Annotated in this window: 6 protein-coding genes and 8 pseudogenes; 12 read left to right on the top strand and 2 right to left on the bottom strand. The window is 58.1% G+C overall.

Going from position 1 to position 15,553, the window contains the following annotated elements:
* Positions 1–30: 30 nt before the first annotated feature.
* Positions 31–681: a hypothetical protein gene (locus ACT53T_RS03790; RefSeq protein ID WP_476160165.1), complete on the top strand. Its 651-nt coding sequence runs from the start codon at positions 31–33 to the stop codon at positions 679–681.
* A gap of 123 nt (positions 682–804) precedes the next feature.
* On the opposite strand, the pseudogene ACT53T_RS03785 reads toward ACT53T_RS03790, so the two are convergent.
* A pseudogene (locus tag ACT53T_RS03785) lies at positions 805–987 on the bottom strand (ATP-binding protein); the annotation flags it as partial.
* Between the two features lie 169 nt (positions 988–1,156).
* Between ACT53T_RS03785 and ACT53T_RS03780 the strand changes: the two are divergent.
* The 6 genes and pseudogenes from ACT53T_RS03780 to ACT53T_RS03755 form a co-directional block, all read left to right on the top strand.
* A pseudogene (locus ACT53T_RS03780) lies at positions 1,157–1,435 on the top strand (transposase); the annotation flags it as partial.
* A gap of 3 nt (positions 1,436–1,438) precedes the next feature.
* Positions 1,439–1,783: pseudogene (tnpB, locus tag ACT53T_RS03775) on the top strand (IS66 family insertion sequence element accessory protein TnpB).
* A gap of 81 nt (positions 1,784–1,864) precedes the next feature.
* Positions 1,865–3,141: pseudogene (gene tnpC, locus ACT53T_RS03770) on the top strand (IS66 family transposase).
* Between the two features lie 111 nt (positions 3,142–3,252).
* Positions 3,253–3,537, top strand: a pseudogene (locus ACT53T_RS03765) (ATP-binding protein); the annotation flags it as partial.
* A gap of 982 nt (positions 3,538–4,519) precedes the next feature.
* On the top strand, positions 4,520–7,003 hold the full coding sequence (locus ACT53T_RS03760; RefSeq protein WP_476160164.1) for a leucine--tRNA ligase: 2,484 nt from the start codon (positions 4,520–4,522) through the stop codon (positions 7,001–7,003).
* Positions 7,004–7,393: 390 nt separating this feature from the next.
* Positions 7,394–8,627 (top strand): annotated as a pseudogene (locus ACT53T_RS03755) (IS701 family transposase); the annotation flags it as partial.
* Here ACT53T_RS03755 and ACT53T_RS03750 read toward each other — a convergent pair.
* Positions 8,517–9,179, bottom strand: coding sequence for an IS5 family transposase (locus ACT53T_RS03750; RefSeq protein ID WP_476160192.1), 663 nt, complete (start codon positions 9,177–9,179; stop codon positions 8,517–8,519). The pseudogene ACT53T_RS03755 and the gene ACT53T_RS03750 sit on opposite strands and share 111 nt — an antisense overlap.
* Positions 9,180–9,459: 280 nt before the next feature.
* Here ACT53T_RS03750 and ACT53T_RS03745 point away from each other — a divergent pair.
* The 5 genes and pseudogenes from ACT53T_RS03745 to ACT53T_RS03725 all read left to right on the top strand — a co-directional run.
* Positions 9,460–9,747, top strand: a pseudogene (locus ACT53T_RS03745) (transposase family protein); the annotation flags it as partial.
* Complete coding sequence (locus ACT53T_RS03740) at positions 9,719–11,074, top strand: ISL3 family transposase (RefSeq protein ID WP_476160191.1); 1,356 nt, start codon at positions 9,719–9,721, stop codon at positions 11,072–11,074. The pseudogene ACT53T_RS03745 and the gene ACT53T_RS03740, both read left to right, overlap by 29 nt.
* A gap of 136 nt (positions 11,075–11,210) precedes the next feature.
* Positions 11,211–13,055, top strand: coding sequence for an ABC transporter ATP-binding protein (locus ACT53T_RS03735; protein WP_476160163.1), 1,845 nt, complete (start codon positions 11,211–11,213; stop codon positions 13,053–13,055).
* On the top strand, positions 13,052–14,905 hold the full coding sequence (locus tag ACT53T_RS03730; RefSeq protein ID WP_476160161.1) for an ABC transporter ATP-binding protein: 1,854 nt from the start codon (positions 13,052–13,054) through the stop codon (positions 14,903–14,905). The genes ACT53T_RS03735 and ACT53T_RS03730 overlap by 4 nt, the downstream gene beginning before the upstream one ends.
* Before the next feature lie 79 nt (positions 14,906–14,984).
* Positions 14,985–15,475: pseudogene (locus ACT53T_RS03725) on the top strand (recombinase zinc ribbon domain-containing protein); the annotation flags it as partial.
* Positions 15,476–15,553: the final 78 nt, after the last annotated feature.

The following is a 15,553-nucleotide window of genomic DNA, read 5'->3' as shown; positions in this document are numbered from 1 at the left end:
AATTAATTGTGATTGCATGAAGGACATAGCATGCGTATTTTAAATATAAATGAGTGGACGCCGGTACGTGAGAGGCTTATGGCTACAAGCCCATTTAATTATTGTGTAATTGATAATTTATTGACCGATAATGCTGTCAATAAATTGCGGAAATCGCTTCTTTCCTCCGATAAATGGAATAGGCGTACAATTGCAAGAAGTACCGATGGTCAGTCCTGGATTGCAGATCAATTATTCAATTACAATCCGCGAAGTTCTATTATTCTAACGCTTGTCCGAGAAATCAGAGAGGCGCTGCAACTTTCAGAAAGTGCTGATGAACGCCACTGGGCGATAATTTGTAATCATAATCATGGTCTTTTCCCGCACTGTGATGGCGGGTCGATAAGTCTTAACCTATGGCTCACACCAGACGAATACAATGAAGACCGTGACTCCGGCGGCATGATTCTATTTGATGTTAAAAGAAAAGCGTCGATGTCTCCGGATGAGTACGCCTCAGAGCAAGGTGGCTGCGTTGAATATGTCAATCAGAATACAAATGGGAGTTATGTCCGGATTCCATATCAGTACAATAGAGCTATTATTTTCGATGCATGGACGTTCCATGCGACCGAGATAGCAAAATTCCGTGGTAATGATATGTACTCTGGACGCATGAATTTAACGTTCGTTTTTTGATTTGGATTAAAAATCATTTAAAAAAAGCTCATTATCATGGATGTTCTCCTATAGCTCCGGCTTTTTATAAAGTGGAACCCATGGTTGGAGTGCGTCCCTTTGGGGCACACGGAACAGCGACAATCAGGATGAGGTTTTGATTGTCGCGCATGCCGAGGGCCGGCGTGGACCAGCGGCTTTTTTGAGCGCGGCTTTACGTCGATAGCCGTCGACGTTCATCTCGAAGATCGTCGCATGATGGACGAGCCTGTCGACCGCGGCGAGCGTCATGGCTTGGTCTGGGAAGATTTTTTCCCATTCGCCGAAGGTAAGCGTTCACCCGGCGCCATTCTGGCGGCGCACGGCGTGAAAGTGGTAGCGATTGGACATGGATAGCAACATCTATGTCTACGCCTATGCGCAGAACTGACACGAACCAGTTCATCGAGGTCGAGCCGAACGTCTCGAAGGAGCGCCGGTTGGAGAACGCCGACGTTGGTCGGAGGACTTCAAGGACCGAGCGATCACCGCGTCGCTGGAGCCCGGCACGAATGTCTCGGCGCTGGCGCGTTCGCTGGATATCACGCCGTCGCAACTTTTCGGGTGGCGACGCGCTGCCGCTCTCCGCGCGGAAAAGACTCGAGCGCCAAGCGCCGGCGGAGCCGCGTGCGGCAAAGACGCGGCGCGTGGAGATAGAATTGGGCGGGGCGGTCGTGCGGGTGAACGCGGATATTTCGGAAGCCGACCTTCGCCGCCTGCTGCGCGCGGTGCGTGAGGCATGATCCCGCCGGGCGCACGGGTGCTGTTGCGGGCGGCGGCCGTGGATTTCCGTAAAGGTCCAGAAGGATTGGTTTCGTTGGTTCGGGACGCCGGCGCCGATCCGTTCGACGGCTCTCTCTATGTTTTCTGAGCGAAAAGAGCCGACCGGATCAAGATCGTGTGGTGGGACGGTTCGGGTCTTTGCCTTTTCGCCAAGCGCCTCGAGCATTCGCATTTCTGCTGGCCGACAGCGGGGAACCACGAGATCGGTCTGAGCTACGCGCAAGTCATGGCGCTGGTCGAAGGGCTCGATTGGAAGCGGGTTCGCGCGGTGGAGGCGCGGGCGCCGCAGAGCGCCGGCTGACCTTGGAAAAGACGCGCCGGAAGCGTTGAAAAGCCCATAAAATGCGGGACTTTCAGCGACGAAAGCGGTACCCTGCGCAACATGATCGAGCGCTTCGGCGAGCTTCCTGACGACGTCGACGAACTGAAGGCGCTGGCGCGTGACGCCTTGGCGCGCGTCGATCGTTCAGAGACCGACGCGCAGGCATTGCGTTCGCAAACATCGAGCTTGACGGCGAAGGTCGAGGATCTCACGCAAACCAATGCGGCTGCGAAAGCCGAGATCGATCGGCTGACATCGATCATCAAGACGCTTCATCGCGACCGCTTCGGGAAACGTTCCGAAAAGCTCGGCGCTGACGACGCTGAGCAACAGAGCTTCGTGTTCGAGGAAGTCGAAACCGGCCTAGCGGCGATCGACGCGCGTTTGGCGGCGAAGGCGGATTCCAAGCCGCGCAAGGCGCAGCGCGACAAGCCGCGGTTTCCCTCGCATCTGGAGCGGGTCGAGGAAATCCTGGAGCCAGAGATCCCCGAGGAGTTCCAAGGCAAGGAGCGAGTCGAGATCGGGCGGGAGGAGAGCGTCAGGCTCGATGTCGTGCGCGCGCGCTTCCGGCTGATCGTGACGATCCGGCCGAAATACGCCTACAAGGACCCTGCCGCGATCCTGCAAGCGCCGGCGCCCGAGCACATCGTGGAAGCCGGCTTGCCGACGGAAGCGCTGCTCGCGCAAGTCGCGGTGTCGAAATACGCCGACGGGCTGCCGCTCTACCGCCAGGAGGCCATCTACCTTCGCGACGGCGTCGAGCTGGGACGTTCGCTGATGGCGCAATGGATGGGCGCGGTCGGTTTCCACTTCGAGCCGCTGGCGGCGCATGTGCTCGCGCGCATCCGCGAGGGCGAACGGATCTTCGCCGACGAAACGACGCTGCCCACGCTGAGCCCTGGCGCCGGGAAGACCAAGACGTCATGGTTGTGGGCCTATGCGCGGGATGATCGGCCGTTCGGAGGCGCGGGACCGCCGATGGTCGCCTATCGGTTCGAGGAGAGCCGATCCGGCGATTGCGCGGCGCGCCACCTGGGCGACTATCGCGGCATCCTGCAATGCGACGGCTATGCAGGATATCGCAAGCTCGCGGGCGCTCCGCATTCCAACGGCCGGCGATCCGGCCTCAAGCCATTACGCGCAAGAACTCACTATTCGCCGGGTCCGCTGGCGGTGGGCGGACGTGGGCTTCCATCGCCACCATGCTTCAGACTTGCAAAATGAACGGCGTCGATCCCTACGCCTGGGCCCAGCAGACTCTCGAACGAATCGCCAACCGATGGCCAAACAAAAACATCGAGGCCCTCATGCCCTGGAATTTCAAGCCCACCGAGTGAACGGCGCCGGGTGTACGCTTACCGCCGAAGGGCTGATTTCCCTTGATGAGCGGCGAGCGCCGCTCGTATCGGGGGCTGATCAGCTCGGAGAGGACGCTCGTTTCGGCCTGACTCGTCATCCTCGATGAGCTCGGTTGCCTGCCGTTCAACGGCTCTGGCGGGGCGCTACTGTTCTATCTGCTGAGCAAAATCTACGAGTGGACCAGCGTCATCATCACGACAAATCTCAGTTTCGGCGAATGGGCCGCCGTCTTCGGGGACGCCAAGATGACGACGGCTCTGCTCGATCGCCTCACCCACCGCTGCCACATCCTCGAAACCGGGAACGACAGCTTTCGGTTCAAGGATAGCTCGGCGGAGGCGGACAAGCCAGCAAAGGAGAAGGCCAAAACTTGACGATCGACTGACCCGGATGCCGGACAGTCTGAGCAGCAAGCGGTCGCGGTAGATTCCGGCCGGGAGGCGGCAGCCGGGCTATGGATGTCCTCGCGAGGGGAAAACCGACCCTTCGCCCGGCCGTCGGGCCGTTTTTTTGGCGTGCGCGGGAGTGTCGGGGTGACGCTAGACTCTCACCTTGTTTGGCGCACGGCAAGTCCTATTTTGAGAACGCGAGAAAGCCACCGGGCGCGACTATGGTAACCGGTGGGGGTAGCCGTCGCCAGCGGGCTCGGCTTGCGGCTCGCTCGAGCGGTCAACACGGCAGCTTCGATGCGGCATTCGCTACCGTGAGTCGTCGTGACGATTGAGGGAGGAGTCGACATGGAGCACCCGCTTCGCCTCTCGATGAGTAATCGCCCCCGGAGCCGCCTCCGACAGCCGCCGTCGAAGACAAGATCGCCCCGCCGCTCGCTAAAACGGCTGCTGCGTCTCTGCCGCGCCTTCCGACGAAGGAAGGCAATTCCTGCGGCCGTGGGATCCGCACTGCGGAAGCGCAAGCAGCTAGCACCGACGCTGAGTGTGATCTGCAAGACCGAAGTTGCCGTCGTCGTTATGGCGAATTGGGTGCGCAGCACTAGGTTGAGCTTTGCCACATGCCGCGGGCCAGTTCTATGAAGCGGCTGTCTCGAACGACTGGCGTCGCTATCGATGTGCGCGGATTGAATCGGTTCGCAGTCGACGAAGCGTTGGAGTTCGTAACAGTCGGGTCCCCGTCGTCTCGCTGTTGGAACTTTACTCTGGGCTGGCCGCACAGAGGCTGGGCTCGCTCTAGCAGAACACGGTGCCTCATGGTGTTCGAACTCGTGATGTCGGCGTCGAAAAGCTACCGTCGGCTGAAAGGTCGAGTGCCGGCTGGTAACCGCACCACGCATGTGCGTGTTGTGAGTTTCCCATCGAAAGAAACAGCATTAGACTCAGTCATCCAGGAGAAAGAACGATCATGAATCCCATCTATGACCCCGCGTCATTCGAAAGCAAGTGGCAGCAACGGTGGCTTCTAGACAAGACATATTCGGCCGACGTCCATATCAATGGACAGACACGATTTGTGGTCGACATGTTTCCGTATCCATCCGGAAATTCAATGCATGTTGGGCATCCTCGAGGATATGTCGGAACCGACGTCTATAGTCGCATGAAGAGAATGCAAGGCTTTCGAGTACTTCATCCAATGGGCTGGGATGCATTTGGACTTCCGGCTGAGGAAACCGCGATAGCCAATAAGGAATATCCGGCTACGACCGTTGCGCGAAATGTTGAGAAGTTTAAAAGCCAACTCATTCGACTTGGGTTGGCATATGATTGGGAAAGAGAGATCAACACGACAGATCCCACGTTTTACAAGCACACGCAACGTATATTCCTCGAGATGTTCCGACGTGGGTTGGCTTACTATTCGCTTTCTTATGTAAATTGGTGTCCAGGCCTCGGCACGGTGCTTGCCAACGAGGATATTGTTGATGGAAAGAGTGAACGGGGTAGCTATCCCGTTTTCCAACAACCTATGCGGCAATGGACTCTGAGAATCACCGCTTACGCCTCACGTTTGATTGATGACTTGAACCTTCTCACCAGATGGCCAGAATCGGTAAAAACTGCCCAACGGAATTGGATAGGGCGCAGTGTCGGACACGAATTTTCGTTCGACACCGGCAACGGCATAAAAATACCCATATTTACAACGCGCATTGAGACGTTACCGGGTGTCACGTTTGTGGCAATAGCTCCCGATTCTCCCTTGGTTGCTCAGATTCTTCATTTCGTGACAAACCGAGACGCCGTCGAGGCGTATCTTGCTACAAGCAGATCTCGCTCGGGTAGAGATCGAACGACATCGAGAGAGAAGACCGGCGTTGTGCTCTCCGGAATTTCGGGCAAAAATCCGGTCACTGGACGAGATTTCCCGCTGGTGATCGCCGACTATGTGCTCGCGTCCTATGGATCCGGCGCAGTCATGGGAGTGCCGGCGCATGACGACCGTGACCGCGAGATCGCCCACGTTCTCGGTTTGCCGATGGTTAATTGTCTTGACAGAGATCTATTAATCAACGCGGACAGATATAATGGCCTGAAAATCGACGCGGCTAGACTTGAATTCGTAAAGCTTGTCGACGCCGTGGAGAAAACAAGCTTCAAGATGCGCGATTGGGTATTTTCGCGGCAGCGGTTTTGGGGGGAGCCATTTCCGATCGTATGGGTCTCAGGCAGGCAGGCGTACGAGCAAATCCTCAGAGGACCCGCTGGGGCATGGGCACCATCCGAGCCCATTACTTACATTGATGGAGATGAGCTACACTTCGCCGTCCCTGTCGTGCCGGAACAACTCGATTGGGTTGAATTACCGGTTGTTGAGTCCTATGAGCCAACCGGTGAGCCGAGTGGGCCGCTGGCTGCATTGTCGAGTTGGGTCAATGCTTGGATCGATCCGGCAACCGGGGGCTTGGCCGATCGCCGGACATCCGAGGCGTCGATTCCATGCCGACGCGAGACAAATACGATGCCTCAATGGGCTGGCTCGTCGTGGTACTGGCTACGATATATGGATCCAGGCAATGAGTCTACGCCGTTTTCGACCGAAGCTGCATCGACATGGGGCCCGGTTAATGTTTATGCAGGAGCAGATCACGCGGTTGCTCATCTAATCTATGCCCGCTTCTGGCACAAGGTTCTCTACGATTGCGGTATGGTTCCCTTCGTCGAGCCGTTTGAGCGATTGGAGTTTCTTGGTTATGTCCTTGCCTCGGATGGAACTAAAATCTCGAAGCGCAAAGGGAACAGCCGTAATCCTGATGATGTGATTAGTGATGTTGGCGCGGACGCATTCCGTCTTTACGAGATGGCACTCGGGCCATTTGAAAAGAACGTTCCCTGGATCGACAAGAATCTTGTCGGCACAAGACGATTTCTGGAACGCCTTTGGCGCTTCGCACTGAAGTGCCTTTCAGCCGACCCAGCGCCATCGTCTCCTGAGATTGCATTGCATCTCAACAATGCGGTGCAGAAAATCACCTCCGATATCGAAAACTTTAAGTTCAATACAGCAGTGGCAGCCCTCAGTACTTTGCTCAATGAATGTGAGAGCAAGCATATGAGTCGAGATGATCTTGAAGTCATGTTGAGAATAACGGCTCCATTTGCGCCACACATGACGGAAGAGCTATGGTCTCACCTTGGGAGGACAAATAGTATACATCACGCGAAGTGGCCAGAGGTGAACGAACTCGCGCTTGTTAAAGCGACAGTTGTGCTTCCGGTCCAGATTAACGGAAAGCGGCGCGCTGAAGTCGTGGTGCCTGCCAACGCGGACGAAGATTTGGTCCGTGCTGCGATCACGGCCGAGCCGTGCCTTCGCCAATGGGTGCAAGGCGCGACGATAAAAAAAGTGATCTTCGTCCCGGGCAGAATTGTCAACGTCATCATATAACCCGAGGAGTGATGTCATGTCTGGACGGCGCCTTTCCGTCAAGGCGCCTTTTTGAAAGCTTGCTATGGGTTGCGAGCGCTATCATGCCTATGATGGCGGAAAAGCGCCCGCCTTCCGCTGATCCCTCGCCCCGATTACATTAGGGCCTGTTGGGATTCAGCGCGAGCTTATCACGGCTGCGGCGAGATGGATCATGGCGCAAAGCTCTGATCTGTCTTGTTGGCTCGCATCGCGATGCGTTTGAACTCTTTGAGCTTGCCGAAGAAATTTTCGATCAGATGCCGCCATTTATATATTTCCAGATCGATTTTGCGCGGCCGACTACGGCGCGGGTGTTGTGAAATCACGACCTTAGCATTACCGTTGCGTATTTTGGCGGTTTCTGACTCACTGGGCCACCATGATTCGGTTCGGGGATCATGGGATGGCGGGAGCTTCGATCGAGACGACGCTGGAGTTGTGGGCGTCGTCGCTGCGTGATGTGAAACGTCGGAGGCATCCGTTGTTCACGCAACACCGCGTGGCGCGATCGGCAGAAGCTTTCCTCGACGGCCTGCTCGGCGAAGAACGACGCAAGACGGGCTGGATGCGGGCGGAGGCCGCCGGTGATCCGGGGCCGTGGCGACAGCAGGCCGTTCTGGGCCGGGGCCGTTGGGACGCCGATGCGTTGCGCGACATCGTGTGCGACTATGCGCTGGAGATGTTGGCCGACGACGGCGCGGTTCTCGTGATCGACGAGACCGGCTTTCTGAAGCAAGGCAAGGCGTCCTGCGGCGTCGCACGGCAATACACGGGCTCGGCGAGAAAGATCACGAACTGCCAGATCGGCGTTTTCGCTTGCTATGTGTCGCATCGCGGCCATGCCTTCATCGACCGCGAGCTCTATCTGCCGAAGAGCTGGACGGGCGACAAAGAACGTATGACGAAGGCGCATGTCCCGCAGGACTTGATCGACAGCGCCAATGGCGGCTTCGCCACCAAGCCGGCGTTGGCGCTCGCCATGATCGAGCGCGCGATCGCCGCGAATGTTCCGTTCTCCTTCGTCGCCGCTGACACGGTCTACGGACTCGGCGACATCGAGATGGCATTGCGACGCGCCGGCAAAGGCTATGTGCTGGGCGTCAGATCCAACGACACGTTCTACTCCTGGGGCAAACCGAGCGCCGTCGCGGGCACGGCGAAAGAGATCGCCGACCGTTTGCCGCGGTCCGCTTGGAAGCGTCTTTCGGCTGGCTCTGGAACGAAAGGCGAGCGACTGCATGATTGGGTCTACCTCGAGCTCACCGATCTCGCCGGCGGCGATGACAATGAGGCGCAGGGCGGCCAAGTCTGGACGCGCGGATTGCTGATCCGCCGCAAGCTCGCCGATGGCGATCTCGCCTTCTTCACGACATGGGCGCCGAGTGGAACCACGATCGAAGCGCTGGCGAAAATCGAAGGCCATCGTTGGGCGATCGAGGATAGCTTCGAAACCGCCAAGAACGAGATGGGCCTCGATCACAACGAAACGCGCTCATGGCATGGATGGCGACGTCATGTCTCGCTCGTCATGCTGGCTTTCGCCATGATGGCGACGATACGTGTTCACGCCAATGGACCGGCGACGCCGTCCCCCAAAAAGATCCGGCGTGCAATGACGACAGGTGGTGTGGACGAATTGGATGAGGCATAGACCAGCGGCGAAACTGACGATCGATCTGAAGTTTCGCTCGGTCTTTTCGCATCGGAGGGCGACCCTTTTGAAGCGTGTGAGCCGGCCGAAGCCTTGTTCGATGCGAGCGCGAGCTTTGTAGAGCGTCTTGGCGAAGAACTTGGGCCTGTCCTTTTCGTTGGCCTTGTATGGGATCACGGGAGCGATGCCCCGCTTCCTCGCAGCCTCGCGGTTCGCCTTGCTGGCATAGCCTTTGTCGTACACGACAGCGCGAGGCTTTATATCCGGTCCGATATCGAGCAGGGTTTCGAAGTGGCGCGTGTCCGAGGCCTCGCCGCCGGGCAGGTCGAAGCCGATGACCGTGCCCGAAGCGTCGGCTTTCGCGTGGATTTTCGTCGTGAAACCGCCACGCGAGCGCCCGAGCGCTTGCCCCGCTTGCCCCCTTTTGCGCCGGCGGCGGAGACGTGAGCGCGTATGATCGTCGAGTCGAACATCTGGATGAGATGGGCGGACGCGCTCATGGATGCGAGCGTGTCAAAGAACGCGTCGAACACGCCGGTTTTGCTCAGGCGATCGAACCGCTTCCAGATGCTGTTCCAATGACCGAACCGCGAGCGTGTCACCTCGCTGCGTTCGCACCATCACATCCCGGTGTTCAAGGCCGCCCAGGATGGCGTCGAGCCCCGGCTCCACCTCTCCGACGCCGCACGCCTATTGAAGGTCGCGCCCAAGACCCTGCGACTGGCGGTGGAGGTCGGCGAGATCGAGGCTCGTCGGCCTTTGCCCGCCGGAAGTCGGCGCATGTCCTGGCTGCAACATGCGGTCGACGCGCCAGCATAGCCGATATATCCGGAGCCTTCAGGATTTGCCGGTCCAAGGATCTTTGGTCACCGTAAAGCTCCATACGAGCCGTTGGCGTTGCCTGAACGACGAGTGTGACCGCCAAACATTCTCAGAGCAGCTATCCGATATTGCGAGGCCATACGCGCGTCAGACCGAGAGGGTCGCCGAGCTCATCCGGCTTGTTCGGACACGGCGTCGGTGGCCGGCTGGCCGAACGGTTGATGAAGCGCCCCGGCCTTCCAACGAGTGACGACACGATCCTGATGCATTTGAAGCACGACGTCGCCGGCGGAACCAGTGGAAAAGTGCGTGTGCTGGGTATCGACGAGTGGAACTGGCTCAAGGGCGTGAACTATGGAACGATCATGGTGGATCTCGAACGGCGCGAAGTCGTCAACGTGCTTCCTGATCGCTCGGCCGCGTCGACAGCCGTCTGGCTCGGCCAGCACGCCGAGGTCGAGATTGTCAGCCGCGATCGTTGTGGCCTTTATGCGGAGGGCGTGAGGGTAGGCGCACCACAGGCTCGGCAGGTTGCCGATCGCTTCCATCTGTTGCAAAATTTGAGGGAGACGATCGAGAAGCAAATGAGCCGCTCCGACAGGGGGATGGCTTGTCCGGCTTTGCCGGACGCCGCGGATGAGCGCAACGGCTCGCTCTCGCGCGCGACGAAGGGACGATTGGAGATGGCGGAGCATCGGCGTCTTACGAAGCAAGCACATCACCGCTCGAGGCAAGCGATCTTCGATCGCGTTCAGATTCTGAAAAATGCGCGAGCGACGGTGCGGGATATCGCCAGGTATTTGGGCGTTGGCTGGCGCACGGCTAAAAAGTGGGTGCTCGCGACAACCGCACCGGTTCGAGGAGAAAGAACGCCCATCCCGACCTCGACGCAATATTTTCGTGACTACATTCTGAGCCGTTGGTCGGACGGGTGCACCCGAAGCCGTCAATTGTTCGAGGAAGACAAGTCGCGAGGATATTTGCGCAGCTATTCGAATATCCAGCGCGTTCTTGCACGATTGGGACTCACGAAACGTGGCGCACCGTTGTCATCTTCTGTGCTCGCGCCAAAGCTCGCGAAAACGGAGCCAACGACAACAGGGGACCTCCTTGCTGAAGCGCCAGCGACGCCTCGTGCTGTTGATCCCGCGACCGGGTGGCTGATCTCCCCGATTGTCGCTGCGGCGCTCTGCATGAAGCCGCGTGGTCAGCTGACGCCGGCTCAGGCGGCGAAGGTGACAGCTCTGAAAGACGCTTCACCGGACTTCGTGATTATGCGCGGGCTTGCCATGCGCTTTCGCGGCATTCTTCGCAGCAAGAACCTCAAGGGGCTCGAAACTTGGCTGAACGACGCGCTGCGCTGCGGCCTATTCGAAATCCAGCGTTTCGTCTGCACGTTGCGACGCGACATCAAAGTCGTCAAGAATGGAGTGACAGAAACCTGGAGCAACGGACAAACAGAGGGACAAATCAATCGGCTGAAAATTCTCAAGCGCTCCATGTATGGCCGTGCAGGCGCCGCACTCCTGCGCGCACGGATGTCGCCGCTTTCGTCAATCGCCGAGCACGGAAAGTGAGGATGACCCTCAATCAGGTAATCCCAATTCTGCAACAACGTGGAGTGTTCGACAAAGAATACGGGGACAAGACCCTGCGAAGGCGCTGTTTGATACGGCACCCCGCCAGCCACGAGCAGAAGAGCCGCTCAATCGCATGACACATTTTCACGCATTTTCCCGAACATCGTCGGTGGCAGCCGTCGAAGCTTCATCCCCACGAATAGACGACCATCGCGACATGTCCTCTCCTTCTATATTCCAGTCCTTAAAAAGACTCGGGCCGTTTTTCTGGCCCTATCGACGTCGATGGGGCTTCGCGCTCGCGTCCCTCGTCTCCGCGCATGTCGTTGAAGCGAGCTTTCCTCTCTTGCTGAAAGAGAGCGTGAACAGAATCTCGAACGAGCAATTCGATCTGACGCTCTCGCTGATCGGCATTCTCGGGATAGCAACCCTGCGCTACGCGGCCATTAGCTTTGGGAGAAGGCGGAATGCTCTCGTGAGCGTCGATCTTGCCCGCGATCTGCGTTCGAAAGCTTTTGGCCATCTGCAAAGGCAAGGGGCGGAGTTTTTCGCGACCTTCTCGCTCGGCGATCTGATGGCGCGCGCCACCAACGATATAGAATCGATCCGGCTTTTTTTTCGCGTCGCTCTTCAGCAACTTCTCGCCGTGGTCGCCGTCGTGACGATCGCGCCATTGTTCATGTTCGTTCAATCTCCATTGCTGACCAGCTTAGTCCTGGCGGCGGTGTCGGTCGTTGGAATGCTATCCTGGGCTCTCGCCCTATCCATTCGCAAGACAACGTCGGCTGTTTCGGCCCAATTCGGTGCCCTGACAGACGAAGCGAGCCGAAGTTTTGCTGGGATCCGAACCATTCAGGCGCACGCGCTTGAGGACTCGCAGATCGCCCACTTCTCCGTAGGAGCGACCTCTTATGCGATCGCCAACATCGAAACGATGCGTTTGCGGGCGCAATTCGATTCGCTCATGACGGCAAGCGCCGGCGTAACGACTTTGCTTGTCGTTGGCGTGGGCGGCTCGCAAGTTCAAAGCGGAGAAATAACTCTTGGAGCCCTGACGGCATTTCTTCTCTACACAGGCCTCATGCTCGGAGTTCTAAAGAGCAGCGGCAATGCGTTCTTTGCGCTGATGAAAGCATCGGCGGCGTGCGTTAGACTGTTTGAAATTCTGGATCGACCGCCGGAAATTGTCGATTCCGGCGAAACCGACGAGAATTTCGAGATCAAAGGCGGCATCGTCCTCGAGAATTTGACATACCGCTATCCCAATGGTCGCCTTGCGCTTCGAGACGTTTCGGCGACGATCTCCCCAGGAGAGTTCATCGTGATCGTTGGCCGGGTTGGCGACGGTAAGACCACTCTTTTGCGTCTCCTCGCGCGTCAGCTCGAACCAACTGAGGGCTCGATCTCCCTCGACGGAGTCGATCTTCGACAAATTTCGTTGAAGCGTCTGCGCCAGGAGCTGACGTTTGTTAGACAGGATCCGTTTTTGTTTTCGACGTCATTCGCGGAGAATATTTCCTACGACACACCGAACCGCCTGGAGGAGTCCGTATGGACGGCGGCGCGCGCCGCGGCGCTTGAAGAGACAATACGCCGCGGACCCAAGGGGCTACAAACATCGGTCGGCGAAAAGGGCCTGACCCTATCCGGGGGGCAGAAACAGCGAACCAGCCTGGCGCGCGGCATCATTCGCGGAACATCAGTCTTGTTCCTTGACGACGGCTTCTCGGCGCTCGACACGCAAACCGAAACACGCATTCTATCTCGGATAAGAGCCCTCAGACAGGGTGCGACAACGATCGTTGTCACGCATCGTATTTCGACCGCTCGTCTCGCGGATCGCATCTTTGTCTTGGAGCGCGGTCGCCTGGTGGAAGCCGGCACCCACGACGAACTAAGGTCCAGTGGCGGTCTTTACGCGGAACAGCTGCGGCGACAAGAGGCCCGACCCGCGCCGGCCAACGGAGTCGTCGAATGAACCCCGCCGTAAATATACTCGCCGACACGCGCTCGCGCGCCAACCACGCGTCCGGAGCTCGCAAGCGACAGTCGACTGTCGCGCGGCTATGGCCCTGGATAAGACCTTTCAAACCTATCCTTATAAAAGGAGCGGTTTGCGCGTTGGTTAGCGCTTCCGCGGCCATTCTCGCGCCGGTCGTTGTTGGGCAGGTCATTGTCGATCGTATTTTGCTGGCGCAGCGCGCCACCCAGTCACCCGATTTCGGGCAGCAGGCGGCGACCGATTGGCTCGCCGCGGCCTCGAACGCTCCGCCGTTGTTCGCCGCCTGCGCGCTCGCAGCGTTCTGGACTATCCTTGCTGTCGTATGCGGAAACATTTCCCAGCGTCTATTCGCGGAAGTGACCTATATGAGTCTTGGCCGCCTGCGGATCGCGTTGTTCGGGCGTGTCGAGCGGTTCCCGGCGTCCTATTTCGATCGCACGTCGATCGGACATGTGCTGACCCGGGTGATGGGCGACGTCGAGAGTCTGAGCGATCTTCTGATGGGTCTCGCCACGCTTGCCGGCGTTTTCGCGCCGCTCATTATCGCAACGACTGTCATGCTTGGAGTCGATGCTCGCATGACCGCGCAACTCACGCCCATTGTCCTTTTGGCGGGACTCGCGAACTTTACCTTCAGACGCTTGACTGGCCGCCTCTATCACGACATGCGCGATATGTTGTCCCAACTCAACGCATATTTGCACGAAAACATTTCCGGAATCGAGATTGTTCAGTCGTCCAGCCGAGAGGAAATCAACTACAGGTACTTCGTCGCCCTCGCGGACAAGTCGAACCTTTACGAAGGCAGGGCGGCTCGGATCGAAACGAGCTATTACCCCTTCGTAGACAGCCTCTCCTATCTCTCGATGGTTCTAATTTTGTGGATCGGCGCGGAGCATGTCGCGACGGGTTCGTCGACATTAGGGTCGATTATTCTGTTCGTTCAATTCGGAGACATGCTGTTTCGTCCAATCGTGGCTTTCGCGGATCAGGCGAATAATTTGTTCCGAGCGCGGGCGGCATGTGAAAGGATATTCCAGCTTCTGGAGCACGATGAGTCGTTGCGGCGTCCAGAAGTGTTTTCGCCCTTGCCGAGTTCTGTTCGTGGAAAGATCGAATTCAGGGATCTCTCTTTCCGATACCCGAGTGGCGCGGAAGTTCTTTCGCAAATTGACTTCATTGTGAATCCAGGTGAGAACATCGCCATCGTCGGTCCGACCGGCTCGGGAAAAACGACTCTATCGCGGCTCGTCTGCCGTTTCTATGATGTGCCGGACGGCTCGCTGTTCATCGACGACATCGACATCATGCTTGTTGCTCCGTCCGACATTCGCCGGCGTGTCGGGATCGTCTTTCAGGACTTTCACATTTTTGCGGGGACTGTTTACGAGAACATAGCGCTCGGCGACGAAAGCATCACTTTGGAGAAAGCGATCGCCGCCGCAAAGGCGGCCTACGCCTTGCCTTTCGTGCGGGCGCTACCGCAGGGTTTCGACACCGTTCTCGGCGATCGCGGATATGATCTCTCGCAGGGTCAGCGGCAACTTCTCGCGCTCGCGCGGGTGATCGCGCGCGATCCGGAGATCTTGATTCTCGACGAGGCCACGGCGAACATCGATTTGGAGACGGAGGCGATTGTGCAGCAGGCCCTAGCGAAACTCAAGGTGGGTCGGACGACGATCGTAATCGCGCATCGCTTGAGAACGGTCCGTGAAGCGGACCGTATCATCGTCCTGGGCTGCGGCCGCATCATCGAGACCGGAACGCACGAGCAATTGGTCGCAGCGGATGGCCTGTATAAGAAGCTTTATGATCTGCAGAGGTGAATGGAGGTCGGCTTCCCGCGCGGCGTCTCTGCTGTTGATTTTCACAGAAAGCTGACCCGGGCAGCACGGTAAGAGCTGGCAGCTCGCCCTCAATAATTACGGCAGCGCCGGAGGCGCGAAGTCCGGCCGGGGCGGCAAGGCGCTTCTGTCAGGCGTGATGACTTGCCGGCGGTGCGGACGACGACTGAGCGTCGCATATACAGGCAATCCTCAGATTCGGCCGGTATATCGCTGCGACAAGCCAAACCTTATGACGGGGCTGCCACGGTGCATGACCTTCGGCGGCCCGCGAGTCGACGCGGCTGTCTCCCGAGAGCTGTTGCTGGCGGTGGAGCCAATGGCGATCGATGCGGCGTTTGAGGCAGAGCGAATGCACCGGGAACAACAGGAAGACCAGCAACGCATCCTGGATATGGAAATGCAGCAGGCGCGTTACGAGGCCGGTCTGGCCGAGCGGCGTTACGCCGCCTGCGATCCCGACAATCGTCTCATTGCCGCGCAACTAGAAAAAAAAACTGGGAGACGGCGCTGCGGCGTGTCCGCGAACTGGAGATGCGCCAGCCCGCGGAACGGGGAGTGTCAGGAATTTCGTGTGTGGGCGGGCGGGTTGAACATCGTCAGACCATCGCTCTTGTGAAGCGCTCGCCG

It is taken from the genome of Methylosinus sp. DMC45 (genome assembly GCF_056313885.1).
The sequence above is the reverse complement of the archived record's forward strand: the minus strand, read 5'-3'. Positions and strand labels throughout refer to the sequence as shown.

Bases quoted from the DNA above. Each gene is read 5' to 3' on its own strand.
- ACT53T_RS03790 (WP_476160165.1), top strand. From the start codon at position 31: ATGCGTATTTTAAATATAAATGAGTGGACGCCGGTACGTGAGAGGCTT.
- ACT53T_RS03760 (WP_476160164.1), top strand. From the start codon at position 4,520: ATGAATCCCATCTATGACCCCGCGTCATTCGAAAGCAAGTGGCAGCAA.
- ACT53T_RS03740 (WP_476160191.1), top strand. From the start codon at position 9,719: ATGAAGCGCCCCGGCCTTCCAACGAGTGACGACACGATCCTGATGCAT.
- ACT53T_RS03735 (WP_476160163.1), top strand. From the start codon at position 11,211: ATGACACATTTTCACGCATTTTCCCGAACATCGTCGGTGGCAGCCGTC.
- ACT53T_RS03730 (WP_476160161.1), top strand. From the start codon at position 13,052: ATGAACCCCGCCGTAAATATACTCGCCGACACGCGCTCGCGCGCCAAC.